The organism is Dyadobacter sp. AC419 (assembly GCF_979253085.1).
Genome location: NZ_CEEDCD010000010.1, coordinates 1 through 13322, shown reverse-complemented (window position 1 = coordinate 13322; position 13322 = coordinate 1). Strand labels below are relative to the sequence as shown.

At 45.4% G+C, this 13322-nt stretch carries 18 protein-coding genes; 3 read left to right on the top strand and 15 right to left on the bottom strand.

From position 1 onward, the window contains the following. Positions 1-111: 111 nt before the first annotated feature. Together AC0IYG_RS04485 and AC0IYG_RS04480 are read right to left on the bottom strand one after the other, a co-directional pair. Positions 112-1602: a helix-turn-helix domain-containing protein gene (locus AC0IYG_RS04485; RefSeq protein WP_471709842.1), complete on the bottom strand. Its 1491-nt coding sequence runs from the start codon at positions 1600-1602 to the stop codon at positions 112-114. Positions 1603-1763: 161 nt separating this feature from the next. Continuing rightward, positions 1764-2435: a porin family protein gene (locus tag AC0IYG_RS04480; protein WP_471709841.1), complete on the bottom strand. Its 672-nt coding sequence runs from the start codon at positions 2433-2435 to the stop codon at positions 1764-1766. 251 nt (positions 2436-2686) lie between these two features. Between AC0IYG_RS04480 and leuS the strand changes: the two genes are divergently transcribed. Further along, the gene (gene leuS / locus AC0IYG_RS04475; RefSeq protein ID WP_471709840.1) at positions 2687-5494 is read left to right on the top strand and encodes a leucine--tRNA ligase; all 2808 of its coding nucleotides are present in this window, start codon (positions 2687-2689) and stop codon (positions 5492-5494) included. Between the two features lie 80 nt (positions 5495-5574). On the opposite strand, the gene AC0IYG_RS04470 is transcribed toward leuS, so the two are convergent. Both AC0IYG_RS04470 and AC0IYG_RS04465 read right to left on the bottom strand, forming a co-directional pair. Further along, positions 5575-5955: a hypothetical protein gene (locus AC0IYG_RS04470; RefSeq protein ID WP_471709839.1), complete on the bottom strand. Its 381-nt coding sequence runs from the start codon at positions 5953-5955 to the stop codon at positions 5575-5577. Between the two features lie 416 nt (positions 5956-6371). Next, on the bottom strand, positions 6372-6587 hold the full coding sequence (locus tag AC0IYG_RS04465; protein WP_471709838.1) for a hypothetical protein: 216 nt from the start codon (positions 6585-6587) through the stop codon (positions 6372-6374). A gap of 220 nt (positions 6588-6807) precedes the next feature. On the opposite strand from AC0IYG_RS04465, the gene AC0IYG_RS04460 reads away from it, so the two are divergent. Next, entirely contained in the window at positions 6808-7536 is a 729-nt protein-coding gene (locus AC0IYG_RS04460; protein ID WP_471709836.1) for a glycoside hydrolase family 25 protein, read from the top strand. Positions 7537-8055: 519 nt separating this feature from the next. Here the strand turns inward: AC0IYG_RS04460 and AC0IYG_RS04455 are convergent. The 7 genes from AC0IYG_RS04455 to AC0IYG_RS04425 form a co-directional block, all read right to left on the bottom strand. Further along, positions 8056-8310 (bottom strand): agmatine deiminase family protein, encoded by a 255-nt coding sequence (locus AC0IYG_RS04455; RefSeq protein ID WP_471709835.1) that lies wholly within the window; start codon positions 8308-8310, stop codon positions 8056-8058. Further along, positions 8307-8390: a hypothetical protein gene (locus AC0IYG_RS04450; protein ID WP_471709863.1), complete on the bottom strand. Its 84-nt coding sequence runs from the start codon at positions 8388-8390 to the stop codon at positions 8307-8309. Before AC0IYG_RS04450 ends, AC0IYG_RS04455 begins: the two co-directional genes overlap by 4 nt. 49 nt (positions 8391-8439) lie before the next feature. Continuing rightward, on the bottom strand, positions 8440-8679 hold the full coding sequence (locus AC0IYG_RS04445) for an agmatine deiminase family protein (protein ID WP_471709834.1): 240 nt from the start codon (positions 8677-8679) through the stop codon (positions 8440-8442). Beyond that, complete coding sequence (locus tag AC0IYG_RS04440; protein WP_471709862.1) at positions 8637-8834, bottom strand: agmatine deiminase family protein; 198 nt, start codon at positions 8832-8834, stop codon at positions 8637-8639. The genes AC0IYG_RS04445 and AC0IYG_RS04440 overlap by 43 nt, the downstream gene beginning before the upstream one ends. A 46-nt stretch (positions 8835-8880) precedes the next feature. Continuing rightward, complete coding sequence (locus tag AC0IYG_RS04435; RefSeq protein ID WP_471709833.1) at positions 8881-9225, bottom strand: agmatine deiminase family protein; 345 nt, start codon at positions 9223-9225, stop codon at positions 8881-8883. A 72-nt stretch (positions 9226-9297) separates the two neighbouring features. Then, positions 9298-9882, bottom strand: a complete 585-nt coding sequence (locus AC0IYG_RS04430) for a Hint domain-containing protein (RefSeq protein WP_471709832.1) — start codon at positions 9880-9882, stop codon at positions 9298-9300. 17 nt (positions 9883-9899) lie between these two features. After that, positions 9900-10367 carry a hypothetical protein gene (locus AC0IYG_RS04425; RefSeq protein WP_471709831.1) on the bottom strand — a complete coding sequence of 156 codons (468 nt, stop codon included), beginning with the start codon at positions 10365-10367 and terminating at the stop codon, positions 9900-9902. A gap of 208 nt (positions 10368-10575) precedes the next feature. On the opposite strand from AC0IYG_RS04425, the gene AC0IYG_RS04420 reads away from it, so the two are divergent. Continuing rightward, positions 10576-10782, top strand: a complete 207-nt coding sequence (locus AC0IYG_RS04420; RefSeq protein WP_471709830.1) for a hypothetical protein — start codon at positions 10576-10578, stop codon at positions 10780-10782. A 471-nt stretch (positions 10783-11253) separates the two neighbouring features. Here the strand turns inward: AC0IYG_RS04420 and AC0IYG_RS04415 are convergent, their stop codons facing one another. From AC0IYG_RS04415 to AC0IYG_RS04400, 4 genes are all read right to left on the bottom strand, one after another. Beyond that, entirely contained in the window at positions 11254-11940 is a 687-nt protein-coding gene (locus tag AC0IYG_RS04415; RefSeq protein WP_471709829.1) for an aminotransferase class I/II-fold pyridoxal phosphate-dependent enzyme, read from the bottom strand. Between the two features lie 92 nt (positions 11941-12032). Further along, positions 12033-12308, bottom strand: coding sequence for a hypothetical protein (locus tag AC0IYG_RS04410; RefSeq protein ID WP_471709828.1), 276 nt, complete (start codon positions 12306-12308; stop codon positions 12033-12035). Between the two features lie 107 nt (positions 12309-12415). Continuing rightward, on the bottom strand, positions 12416-12898 hold the full coding sequence (locus AC0IYG_RS04405) for a hypothetical protein (RefSeq protein WP_471709826.1): 483 nt from the start codon (positions 12896-12898) through the stop codon (positions 12416-12418). A 37-nt stretch (positions 12899-12935) separates the two neighbouring features. After that, positions 12936-13322: SusD/RagB family nutrient-binding outer membrane lipoprotein (locus AC0IYG_RS04400; RefSeq protein WP_471709824.1), on the bottom strand; the 387-nt coding region annotated here is incomplete at its 5' end.

The window sequence follows — 13322 nt, the reverse complement described above, 5'->3', positions numbered from 1 at the left end:
ACGAAGTCAGCGCTGATGCGAATGGAAATTCTAAGATTTTTTTAATCCCGCATTTTAGCGCTTCCCTATGATGACATGCCTGGTCGCCAAAGCCCCTATGAGACAGGATAATTAATTAATCATCCGTTTAAGCGCCTTCCTTAATTCTTCGTTTTTATGCTTTTTTTGTAAAATAGTCGGAGCTGCAATGCGCTCCCTGCAATCAAAAAGTGAGCACCGTTCACAGGTTTGGTTCACTTCTCTTGCCACCAGAAACGGATCGTCCAGGAATTGAAGTTTTTCGCGTGTTTGCGCATCCAGATAAATTCCCATGGACACACTCACATTCAAGTTCGGCGTCGGCGACATGGGCTGCGCGAAACTGATTACCAAATACTCGTCGCGCGTGTCCAGATAAGTTGATTTTTGCGCTTTGCAAAGAACTCCGGGCTGCTGTTTGTTCCGGATTTTATCGCCCAGATCATTCAAAATCGTGAGCGCAACCCACCTTCTGCAATAATGCTCGTCTTTGACCGTGTGGGGATAATGCTTTCTTGAAATGTGCATTTCCTTGGTCATGTCAAAGATATTCTGACCAACGAAATTGTTGAAACGCGAGAAAAAGATCTGATTAATGCCGAAATAGCGCGGCAAAATATTGCTCAGCCGATAACAAAACGATTCGGGCGTTGTATTAAATTGATGGATCAGCTCGATAAGCTGTTCGGGACGCCAGCGTTTTTGCTCAAAAACAGCCCCAACGGCAGGAACAAGCAAACTTCTTTTGATAATGATCGCGCTGGAAAAGTAGGAAGCCTTGAAGTTGTTTAGCAGTTGTTCGAAAGACTCAGCCTCGACTAAGGCGGTCGTATGCAGCCTGTTTTTCAATCCCAAATAGAGATAGCCGATTTCCCTGCCGAAAATAAATGCCCGCTGAACAGACGAAAGATGCGTATTCATCAGCAAACGGTTTCCATTTACATTGGTAATTGTCAGCGAACGCACACTCGAAAATTCGGGATTGGCCTTCTCGTTGATGTTTTCAATTTTGTAATTATATCTGGATCTCAAAATTTCAGCCAGATCATTTTCACCTAAAATCTGATCCGGAGCGACATTATTTTCGATCAAAAAACGCTCCGCATCCTGCTCGATTTCCTCAAAATAATTGTCGTGCATTTCCTGGTAAGTCCGCAATGCTGAGAAATAAAACTTCTCAATGGACATATTATAATTGCGCGCAATCTCGATTAGTGTGCCCACAAATGCGCTGATCTTCGCAGGCGCATCGGATAAAATTTCCAGCAAATTAGCGGGGTCAATCCCGAAAAGTTCGAGCGGAAGCTCGGTAAGTACATTTGAGCTGAGAAGATCGGAAATGGGTTCAAGCCTTTTGCTTAGTTTCAGCGAAACGAGCGTGTCGTAATCCACATCCATAGCAGCCGCCAATGCAATGATCTTGTCAGATTTCGGATATTTTTTTCCTTTCTCAATTTCGTTGATATAGGAAATCGATAAGCCCGACTTTTGCGAAAGCTCGCTGAGCGACATGCCTTTATCCAGTCTGAGCTGTTTCAGCTTCAATCCAAAAACCAACCTTACATTATCTGTATTTATTGCCACCGCGCTGTTTGAATCCGCCTGTAATGTACGATTTCGTTTACAGGCAATTTAGGTAAAGAAATGCAAAAGTAGAAATAGCTTGCAGATTCACTGACATTGTCTAAAAACAAAAACGGGACAGTCGTAGCGACGGTCCCGTTTTAAAATTCTTATTGTTTTGATCAGAAAATTGCAAAGCCAAGCGTTGCCTGGAACAAATTGCTCTTCTTTCCAAATTGCGATGCAGTTGTCGCATTATCAAATTCAACTTTCACAATGTCCGTGAAATTTCCTTCGTAACGCACATCCAGGCTTAATCTTCCCAAATCAACGCCTACACCCGCCTGATAACCGTAAGCAAGGCGATTTTTGAATTCAGCGCCAGAGTTTCCTCCTGTAATGTCATCGAATGAATCACCGATTTTACCATTGTTAGACAGTCTCAAAGAAGCCATTGGGCCAACATTGATACGGAAAAACTTAGCAACGCGCACACCGAAAAGAACAGGCACGTCGAAGTTAGAAAAACGAACGTCAACCTTTCCGTTAGAATCTTGTACACCGTCTTCATATACATTAAAACGGCCTCCTTTCTGCGATAACAAAAGCTCTGGCTGGATATAAAAAGTTTTACCAAAACGGAAGAAAACACCGCCCACAAATCCTAATGAGCGGTTATCATTGTCCTTGAAATTGAACGGATTGTTACCGCCAGACAATGTCAGATCATTGCTTCCATTAATGTTGGATAAATTAGCTCCCGCCTTAATTCCGAATCTGAAAGCCGGGTCGTATTGTGCTGTCGCCGCATAGCTAATCGTCATCAAACACAGCGCAATCATAATGTTTTTCATGTGGATATTTCGTTTGTTGGTTAAATAGAATTAGTAAAAAATATTAAAAAGTCATGCCCAATAGCAATGCATGTATTAAGGCTTCAAATGGGCATAACTTTCTACAAACGAGTTTTGCTCACGGTTTGTGGCTGGAATGTGGGACTACTTGACCCGGATTACGATCAAAAAGGCTATTTTTGCGCTCAGTTTGAAAATAAGGCAAGGCATAGCACCAACCCCTATCGGAATAAGGAAAATTAGCAACAGATATGAGTGATTATAGTCATCGGGAGATTGAAAAAAAGTGGCAGGATTACTGGGAAAGCAACGGCACATTCAGCGTTGAAAATCAGTCAAATCTGCCTAAATATTATGTATTGGATATGTTTCCGTATCCTTCTGGAGCCGGATTGCATGTGGGGCATCCGCTTGGCTACATTGCCTCCGATATTTATTCGAGATATAAAAGGCTGAAAGGTTTTAATGTATTGCACCCGATGGGCTTCGATAGTTTTGGTCTGCCGGCCGAGCAATATGCAATCCAGACTGGTCAGCATCCGGCCATCACGACGGAGCAGAACATCACGCGTTACATTGAGCAATTAAAGAATCTCGGTTTCAGTTACGACTGGAAACGTGAAGTGCGCACCTCAGATCCAGGTTATTACAAATGGACCCAATGGATCTTTATGGAGCTTTTCAAAAGCTGGTATAACAACGATTCTGACAAAGCGGAACCGATCGAATCCTTGATTTCTATTTTCGAAAAAAGCGGAAATAAAGGTGTTCATGCGCCGCATGACGAGGATACGCCGATTTTTACAGCAGAAGAATGGAACAGCTGGTCGGAAGAGGAGCAATATAAAATTACGTTGCAATACAGGCTTACTTATGTTGCTGATGCAACGGTAAACTGGTGCGCAGGGTTGGGTTCAGTGCTTTCCAATGACGAGGTGAAAGATGGCGTTTCAGAACGCGGTGGATTTCCGGTTGTTCAGAAATTGATGCGCCAGTGGATGATGCGCATTACGGCATATGCACAGCGTTTGATCGATGGTTTGGACAAAGTGGATTGGACCGAATCGCTGAAAGAGCAGCAGAAAAACTGGATTGGACGCTCGGTGGGTGCTTTGGTTAAATTTGGCATCGACGGTCATGAAAACGAAATTGAAGTTTTTACAACACGCGTTGACACGATTTACGGCGTAACATTCATGGTGTTAGCACCTGAGCACGAGCTGGTTGACATTATCACCACCCCAGAGCAGCGCGGCGACATTGACACTTACATTGCTTCGACGAAGAAAAAATCGGAGCGTGACCGGATGTCGGATGTGAAAACGGTTTCGGGCGCATTTACAGGCGCTCACTCGGTGAATCCATTCAACGATGAAAAAATCCCGGTTTATATAGCGGATTACGTTTTGGCAGGTTATGGAACAGGCGCCGTCATGGCGGTTCCGTCCGGCGATCAGCGCGACTGGAATTTTGCAAAGCATTTCGACTTGCCGATCATTCCGATCCTGGATGCACAAAAAGAAATGGAAACGCAGGCGGATTCCACAAAAGAAGGACATTATATCAATTCCGGAATGATCAACGGCCTGACTTTCCATGAAGCGAACAAAGTGCTTGTGACCTGGCTGGAAGAAAAGGGCATTGGAAAAGGAAAGATCAATTATCGTTTGCGTGACGCTGTTTTCAGCCGTCAGCGTTACTGGGGCGAGCCTGTGCCTGTTTTTTATAAAAATGACAGCAATGGAGAGCCGCTTCCTTATTTACTGGAAGACAATGAGTTGCCGTTGAATCTGCCGGAAGTTGATAAATATTTACCAACTGAAAGCGGCGAGCCGCCTTTGGGCCGTGCGCAGGATTGGGCACACAGCTCGGGCAATGGTTATGAGTTAAGCACCATGCCGGGATGGGCGGGGAGCAGCTGGTATTGGTATCGCTATATGGACCCGAAAAACCAGGAAGAGTTCGCTTCGAAAGAATCGATCGACTACTGGCGCGATGTGGATTTGTACATCGGTGGAACGGAGCATGCGACGGGACATTTGTTGTACAGTCGTTTTTGGAATAAATTCTTGAAAGACCGCGGTTTTGTGCCCGAAGAAGAGCCATTCAAAAAGCTGATTAACCAAGGCATGATCCAGGGGCGCAGCAATTTTGTGTATCGCGTCAAATCGGAAGATTACGTCAATCCTGTTTTTGTAAGTGCCGGTTTGCGCGATCAATATGAGGTTTCTGCATTGCATGTGGATGTGAACATTGTTGAAAATGATGTTTTAGACGTTGAGAAATTCAAAGCAACACGTCGTGATATCATTGGAGAAAATCCAACATTCATTTTGGAAGATGGCAAATATGTGTGTGGCGTGGAAGTGGAGAAAATGTCGAAATCCAAGTTCAATGTTGTGAATCCGGATGACATTGTGGAGCGTTACGGAGCCGACACATTGCGTTTGTATGAAATGTTTTTGGGGCCATTGGAACAAGCTAAGCCCTGGAATACCAATGGAATAGATGGAACATATCGCTTCATCCGCAAGCTCTGGAGATTGTTTTACAACGATGCAGGTCAGTGGCTTGTAAAAGACATTCCTGCTAAGCCTGAAGAGTTGAAAATCCTGCATAAGACAATCAAAAAGATTGAAGAAGACATTGAGCATTTCTCATTCAACACGGCAGTAAGCGCCTTTATGGTGTGCGTGAACGAGTTGGGAGCGCTTAAATGTCAGAGCAAATCGGTTTTGCAGGAATTGGTGGTTTTGCTATCGCCTTATGCGCCGCACATTACGGAGGAGCTTTGGAGTGCACTTGGGAATGAGCCGGGAACGGTTTCAAAGGCAGCATTTCCGAAATGGGAGTTGCAGCACGTGACAGACGCAGTTTTCGAATATCCGATCCAGATAAATGGAAAAGTGAGGGCTTCGTTGTCGTTCGCTTTGGATACGCCAACTTCTGAAATCGAAAAAGAAGTGCTCGCAAATGAAACGGTGCAGCGATGGATGGAAGGAAAAGAAGCGAAAAAAGTGATCGTCGTTCCCAAGCGGATTGTGAATGTTGTGATTTAGAATTCAGGTGATAGCAATGCAAAAGGGCCGCTGTTGTGAAACAGCGGCCCTTTTTATTTTTCTGGCTAATAATTTTTTCCTTAACGAAGACTGATTGAACGGGAAACGGTTGGTTCGTTAACTGTAATGGTTTTAGTTACTTTTTCGCCGTTGCTGAAAATCTCGATGTTGTAATCTCCTGCTGGCAACTCGTTCAAGTCATATATTTTTCTGACTTTTTCCATTTTTTTGCCCAATTGCTCGCGGTAAATGGTTTTGCCTTTCTTGTCGGTAACCAGGATGAATGCGTTTGCGTCATTGTATTTATCGACGCTTACGAAAAGCTTTTGGTTTTTAGCAACAAATATGCCTGTTCCGAAGCCGGTTACTTTTTTAGATTCTTTGTCATCAGCAAATGAGTTGAAAGCGAAAGAAGCAACGAAGGCGATAACTAATGCGAAGGTTCTGAATGAAGTTTTCATGGCTAATAGATGTTTTAAGTTTCTGTTCTTTTGTTCCGTTTGAACAATACAAACGTAATGCTATGACAGGTACTATGCATAACATAGTACATGAGTGGTTGAAATAGGAAAGTGAATGGTTGGATGAGTTATTTTTTAAAATTAACTCAGCAGAATACTAGGGAAAGATGTTGTAAATGTCCTTGCGGTGCGCCAGGCGAGCAAGCTCAACCGTGTCGTTTTCTACAAAAATCCCGACACGGTAATCACCGATTCGGATTCTGTATGCGTTTGAAAAGCCCTTAGAGCTTCTTTGTATGAGGAATGTCAGCGAGTGAATTCGCTTTTTCGAGGGAGTCTATGAGGCCGATCAGCGCGCTTGTGAGCTGTGGCTTATAAAGGTTATACCAGATCTTTTGGAAAACTTCTTCAGAAATTCAACTTTCGATGACGCTGAAAGCTTTTTGCCATGAACATTTCTTCGCGAGAAGCCTTTCCGGGCTGCGGTCGGCTTCACGCATAAGAACAGCAAGCCCAGCATCTTCCAGCTGTTCTTCTGAAAGTGTCTTTGAAGTAATGTTAGACTTTTTCAGGAAATCAGACAACAACTTTAATTCTTCGCTGTTTCTGGGGTTTATAAGAATCGAATGCATGTCTTTTTTTAAAAGTAAATTAATAAGAAAGTTGTGAAATTGCAAAGTTGTGTTTTTCTTTCGGTGGTTATGAAAAAGCATTCGGTTGCCGATCTTCGCTTCAAACAATGATCTTTCGTACTTTTGCTTTGTATGGCGAAAAGGAAAGTTAAGGCTTCGGCGGCCAAAGTAAATTATTTGAAACCGTTGCCTGCGAAGGGCTAGGGCGATTCTCGCCGGGGTGATTGTCCTTATTGGGGCTCTCGTTTGGTGGTCGGACCGGAAGGATGAAAATCAGTGGGAGTTTATCAGCAAATTTGGCATAAAATTGCCCCTCCGCTACGCTATTCACGGCATTGACGTCTCACATCACAATGCAAAAATTAATTGGGATAAGCTGAAAGCAACGCGCTCGGAGAATGTCGGCATTGACTTCGTTTATATCAAAGCGACAGAAGGTGCGACGCACCTGGACAGGCAATTCAAACGAAACTGGTCCGAAGCCAAGCGGGTAGGGATGCGCCGCGGCGCTTATCATTTTTATAATCCGCGCGTAATGTCTGACCGCCAGGTGCAGAACTTCATCGGTCAGGTGCGGATGGAGCCGGGTGACCTGCCGCCTGTTCTTGATCTGGAAACGCATGCGAAAAAGCCGGACGACATTATTATTAAAGGAGTAAAAAACTGGCTCGTGCAGATCGAAGCGCATTATGGCGTGAAGCCAGTCATTTATGTTAACGAATACTTTTACAAAAAATACATTGCCGGAAATTTCGACGAATATCCGTTGTGGTTAGCCGGCTATTCCCGCCGCCCCCACCTGAACGATCTCGCATCCGACGCACAAGTCCTTTTCTGGCAGCATAGCGAAAAAGGCTGGGTCGATGGAATTCGCGGTTTCGTAGATTATAACGTCTTTTTACACGAGCCGGAAGACTGGGCGGATTTGGCAGATGCGGGAAAGCAGTAATCATTCTCTTTTATAACACCGCCCCCGGGCTTAAGCCCGCAGGGAAACAAATCACGCAGCCGCTGACGCAGCTGGTGATTTGGAAAAAAAGCCACGTAGTGGCGGCAGATATCCTAACCCCGGGTTTTGACCCGGGGAGGCCAGCGCCGGCCTAGCCTGGCCCGCCCCACCACAGCGCCGGCCTAGCCTGGCCCGCCCCACCACAGCGCCGGCCTAGCCTGGCCCGCCCCCACCACAGCGCCGGCCTAGCCTGGCCCGCCCCCGCCACAGCGCGGCCTGGCCTGGCCCGCCCCACCACAGCGCGGCCTAGCCTGGCCTGGCCCACCACAGCGCGACCTAGCCTGGCCCACCACACAGCGCGGCCTAGCTCAGCCTGCTACCACAGCTCCTCACGACGTCCTCAGCTTCTGGCATCTCAGGCTCTGACCCCCAGGCTGAAGCCTGGGGGTACAAAATCAGTCGCCGCTGACGCGGCTGGGAGACTCGGAAAAAAAGCCACGTAGTGGCGACCGAGATATCCTAACCCCGGGTTTTAACCCGGGGCTTTGAAGAAAAAAGATCTAAATCACCGGCTCTTGCTGGCTCAGGCAGTGGAAGCTTCCCTGTCCCCAGATGATCTCGGTGGCTTCTTAGCGGGATAATTTTTCTATCTGGAAAAGCCTTTTCAAGAATGTCGATGGCTGTTTGATCATTCGGATTGTTGAAAATCGGGGTGATGACACCGGCGTTTGTTATCAGGAAATTGGCATAAGGAACCCGGCGTGCGAAAATCATCGATGATGACGGCTTTGCGGCATTGGGATCTCGATGATATTTAATTGCTTACCGCTTACCAGACGCATTTGTTTCAGCATTTGGAGGTTGGTTTGCAGGATCTCATAGTTCTCATCATTCGGATCGTGCTCAACACAGAGCGATGACCGTGTCTTCGTTGATAAAGCGCGTTGTGTCATCAATGTGGCCGTCTGTATCATCGCCTACGATGCCGCCTTCCACCCACAGGATTTGTTGGATTCCGTAATATTGGCAAAGGATCTCTTCAATCTGGCCCTGATTCAAATGTGGATTTCTATTCAGGTTCAGCAAGCATGATTTGCTGGTTAGCAAGCTTCCCGCACCATTCTTCGATTCCCACCGCGCCACCTTCCAGTAATGATGCCGGGATTGAAAACGGGCAAGTTCAGGTAACTGGCGATGGCTTCCGGTGTGCGGTTATCATCGTCATAAGGAGGATATTTGCCTCCCCACGCATTGTGGCCCCAGTTTACGATCGCTTTTTGCTTTGTTTTTTCATTGATGACAAAAGAAGGCCCATGATCGCGGCACCACGCATCATTAGTGGGTTTAATGAGCGGAACTCGGATCTTTTGGAAAGGTCAACGCCTGTTTCTTCCAATTTTTTTGAAATAAAACCTTGCAGGTTCGATTGTCATTGGCGATAATGCCGACATTTTCTCCCTGACTGATGGCTTTTATAAAGGCAAGATATTGCGGCAGCATTTTCGAAAGCCGTTCGCCTTGCCAGGATGATTCGTTATGCGGGAATGTAAGCCAGGTTGCACGGTGCGGAAACCATTCGGCCGGGAAGCTAAAACCGAGTTCTTTCGGAGTCAATGAAGTGTTGATATCAGGCACAATAAAATTCGTTTTTACAGGTGCAAAGGTCGGAAAGGTTTTGCTGACTGGCAATGCAAACCTGCTTTGTAAAACAAAAAAGGACGCTGCTGCCAGCGTCCCTTTCAGAATGTTGAGTAAATAAAGCTATTGTGCAACCATTACATTATCCACTAAGTAAGTCCCGTCTTCCGTTTCGAGATTATAGGCTTTCGAAACCACGCGCGCGTTTTGCTTCACAGCGCCCACTTTCCAGGTCGAGACTATTCCAGTAGAAGGCTCATAGTGATACAATATATCGTTCTTGCTCAGCTTTTTTAATCGCTTTTTTCCTTTGTTCGTTTGTACCCGGTGATTAGGCGTCGCTTCAAGCAGCAGAGCGGGGATCATTTTAGGATCATAATCCGCGAGTGCTTCTGCCGGGCGGAGATAAATGGCGGTTAAGGAAAAGTCAGGTTTGTTATACACATCAATTTGTTTCACCTGCGTTGCCATGCTTTTTCCGCCTCTGCAAGTTTTCACATGCTCACCGACCCGCACTTCCGCAATGGATTTAACGCTGCCATCAGCCATTGTTACCGGGGCATTTTCAGAGAAATACTTATGCCGTTTTGTCTTTTTTGAAACTTTAATAGTAACCTCTGATTTGACATTGTTCGTTGCGACATTGTCTGTCTGAGCGATCACGTGAAGCGAAAAAGACAGGACAGTCGTAATTACGATCTTATGCATAAATGTTTTGTTGAGTATCAAGCTTTTGACATTTTTACAAACACCTTACTCAATGCATTCGGCACGGCGCCAAGGCAAATGAGTATCATGCCGGTTGTAAGCAATGTGGATGTATGCGCAAAGAAAGAGCCCGAAGACAGAATTGCCAGGATCAGAATTGTTGAAAACGGCAAAGAGAATGCAAGCAGCAAAACAGCCAGTTCAAGGTCAAAAGTGCGTTTTTCTTTGGCCAAACCTTTGGCATCTTCTCTCAAATTAAATGCTGAAATGTGTGCCAATCGCCAGAAACTAGCCGCACTCAATGGAATCACAATCGCAAGCAAGATCATGGAAAGGTCCGTAATGTGCAGCACATAGATCATTCCGGCGCTGATAATCATGGTAATGCCGGCGCGGAAGAACAGAATGCTTGCTACAATGCGTTTTTTGCCTTCTTTAAGCTGCACTGCCAAACCAATGAATAGCAAAACCAATGGCGTCATCATGGCGCTGGTTTTGTCAAACCTGCGTGATTACAAATGGCAGACTGCTGTAATTAATGCCCACACTCAAAAGAATGATCGCTAGGAAAATCAGGATGTTAATCGGCTCCTGGAACATGCTGGCAAACAGACTTTTAAGCTTTCCACCGATTTTCGTTTCCTTATCGTCGCTGTTTTCAAGAACATGTTCATCGCCAGAATATAAAGCGAAATGAGGACAAAAGTACTTCCAACATCGGCCAATGCTGCGATAGCAAGGCTTTTTTCACCTAAAAATTCAGCAATAAAAGGAAAGCAGGAAAGGCCGGGAGCAAGCGATGGGATGAGCATCATTAAAGTCCTGCCAGTCGGGCTGTTTTTTTCTATTCCAAATAATGAAAATGCGAGCGGCGCGGAGAAAAAAACATTAAGAAGTTGAAAACCAGCGTCACCACCGGAATGATGATCATGGACGAATCAATCTCAATCTTCATTAATGATATAAAGATCGTAGAAGGCAATGCAACGGACAATATGATCTCTTTTATACCATTTGTCTGGTCTTTGTTTTTGAATTTGGACTTAAGAAGAAGGCCTAATCCAATTAATAATAAGAGTGTTATGGTTTTTTGCAATGCATCACTCATGATCAAAAATAATTTGAATGGTCAATGGGTATAATGATGATTTAAGGGGTCAGGATTATTGATATTGTTATAGGAGTGAAAATATTATCAGCCCGGCAGTGAGGCCAGGCTGATAAAGTGTTTGGCTAGCTGAGCTGGTTGAGCGCGCCTACGAAAGATTTCATTTCGTCCATCGTGCCAATGCTTACGCGGCACCATCGTTTGTCTGAATGTCGAATGACCTAACGGCTACTCCTTTTTCGCTCATCTTGGTGAGGAGTTCCTTACCGGTGATGCTGATCGGGAATAACACGAAGTTGGTGTAAGAAGGAATGTATTTGTAATTTATCCAGGTTTTCGTATAGATAAAGTTTCGCTTCGTGGTTCATTTTGCGCGTGCTGTCCTGGAATTGATTGTCGTCCAAGCTTGCAGATGCTGCGAAAATAGAAGTGTAAGAAATGCCCATTCCGCCACGTGTGATCTTATTAATGCCCGCCAGGTAAGTTGGGAGTGCAACCATATAACCTACGCGAATTCCGGCCATTCCCATGATTTTAGAGAAAGTACGCGCAACAATTACATTTTTCTTTTGGCTCAAAAGCGAAACCGTGCTCTGCGTGTCAGCGCCAACGGCAAGCTCAATGTAAGCTTCGTCAACGAATACAGGCACTTTTTCAGAGACGCGGGAACAGAAATCAAGCAAGTCCTGACCTTTTGTAATCGCACCGGTTGGGTTGTTTGGGTTACAAACGTAAACCAGTTTTGTTTCGCTGTCGATAGCAGCTTCCATCGCTTTCAGGTCATGTGACCAGTCGGCTGTACAAGGAACAGGTTTCCAGGTTGCACCTACGGATTTAGCAACTTGTACAAGTGACATATAACATGAGACAGCAGAAACTATGTTTCCTTTTCCGTTCATGAATGTTACCAAAGCCACTTTTTCCAAAAGATCCGAAGAACCCGGTCCCATCCGTCAATGTGGTCAGCAGGAACGCTCTTCTTTTTTGGCAATTTTGTCAATCAGGTCATACATTTCTTTCCAAGCATAACGGTTTCCGTTCTTTACAGAATCGGCAACGGCTTTTTGCGCGGACATAGGAGGCCCGAGTATGGGTTTTCATTGGAATTTAATTTCGCAATGATTTTTGGTGCTTTGAAGTCATTTGGCAAGAAGTGTTCTCTTACCATTGGGCTGCGGAAAATGCGGTTTTCAGGGTCCAGACTAAGCGGCGCGTTTTGAGAGATCGCACCCATGCTCAGATGCGGTGCCAAAGTCATTCCTCCGATTGCCATTAAACCGGATTTTAACAGATTTCGACGGTCCATTTTTTGAGTCATTGTCGTATTGTTTAGAAAAGATGTGACGATAAGTATTTGTGGTAAAGTCCTTGGTCCAATATACAAAATATTTAAAAAATATATCTGTACATTATCCTTATTTTGAGTTAGTTAGCTTGAATTTGTGAAAATCTTGTGAATGCAATTCCCTTGTACGTTCCCGTCCAGGAAATCTTCGTAACCGTGCCTGCTTTCGGTGTCGGAACGCCTAGTTCAGCCCATGTTTTATCAATCGTTACGAGGCCTTGTGCGTTGGATGTTACTTCGCCCAAAACGGCTCCCGTACGCAAGGTGATTTTAATCGGAACATTCGGAACGGGAATGGAATCGATTCCTTTTGTATGATCCAGAATGTTGGTCTTGTCCAGTTCAAGCAAGCGTGCCGAAAGGGTTAATTTCGGAGCAGTCGCCTGGTAACCAACGGTTGGCTCACTTGCGATAGGTGCGCCGAACGCAGCACCGACAATGTCAACCAGCACCGGCGCCACGTCGCGGTCCAGAAACGGATCTTCTTCTTTGCAGGATGTCAGTCCCAGTGAAAGCGTAAGTGCCAGGCAAAGTGCGGGAATGTATGTTTTAATGTTTTTCATAGTCTCGATTCTTGATTTTTTTGGAACAATAACCTGCTTACTTCTCTGCCCACCACAACTTGGTTTTCATGTCGTTAGGACCGCCGTTCAGGCCTTCTCCTGCTTTTACAGACTCCGCATTCAGCGAATATTCCGAGTTAGGATAAGGGAAACGGGTTGGCAGGATGCCGCTGTTCTGCAACACCGCGCGTGGATCAACAGCCGGGAAAACCGGGAAACCTGTTCTGCGCCATTCTGCCCAGGCCTCAACTCCCTGACCGAAAAGTGCGACCCATTTTTGCTCCAAAACTTTTTCTCTTGTAACCGCACCCAGTTTGGTAATGAATGATGCAGGAGGAGTCAAGCCATATTGAGCGAAAGAAGCAGCAATTCCAGCGTCGAAATACGTTTTTGCACTGCCTGTGATCTCTCCATCAAGTGCAGC

Coding starts and splice junctions, on each gene's coding strand:
- AC0IYG_RS04480 (WP_471709841.1), bottom strand. CDS start 2,435: ATGAAAAACATTATGATTGCGCTGTGTTTGATGACGATTAGCTATGCG.
- leuS (WP_471709840.1), top strand. CDS start 2,687: ATGAGTGATTATAGTCATCGGGAGATTGAAAAAAAGTGGCAGGATTAC.
- AC0IYG_RS04470 (WP_471709839.1), bottom strand. CDS start 5,955: ATGAAAACTTCATTCAGAACCTTCGCATTAGTTATCGCCTTCGTTGCT.
- AC0IYG_RS04465 (WP_471709838.1), bottom strand. CDS start 6,587: ATGCATTCGATTCTTATAAACCCCAGAAACAGCGAAGAATTAAAGTTG.
- AC0IYG_RS04455 (WP_471709835.1), bottom strand. CDS start 8,310: ATGATTTTCGCACGCCGGGTTCCTTATGCCAATTTCCTGATAACAAAC.
- AC0IYG_RS04450 (WP_471709863.1), bottom strand. CDS start 8,390: ATGCTGAAACAAATGCGTCTGGTAAGCGGTAAGCAATTAAATATCATC.
- AC0IYG_RS04430 (WP_471709832.1), bottom strand. CDS start 9,882: ATGCATAAGATCGTAATTACGACTGTCCTGTCTTTTTCGCTTCACGTG.
- AC0IYG_RS04425 (WP_471709831.1), bottom strand. CDS start 10,367: ATGATGACGCCATTGGTTTTGCTATTCATTGGTTTGGCAGTGCAGCTT.
- AC0IYG_RS04420 (WP_471709830.1), top strand. CDS start 10,576: ATGAGGACAAAAGTACTTCCAACATCGGCCAATGCTGCGATAGCAAGG.
- AC0IYG_RS04415 (WP_471709829.1), bottom strand. CDS start 11,940: ATGGGACCGGGTTCTTCGGATCTTTTGGAAAAAGTGGCTTTGGTAACA.
- AC0IYG_RS04410 (WP_471709828.1), bottom strand. CDS start 12,308: ATGACTCAAAAAATGGACCGTCGAAATCTGTTAAAATCCGGTTTAATG.
- AC0IYG_RS04405 (WP_471709826.1), bottom strand. CDS start 12,898: ATGAAAAACATTAAAACATACATTCCCGCACTTTGCCTGGCACTTACG.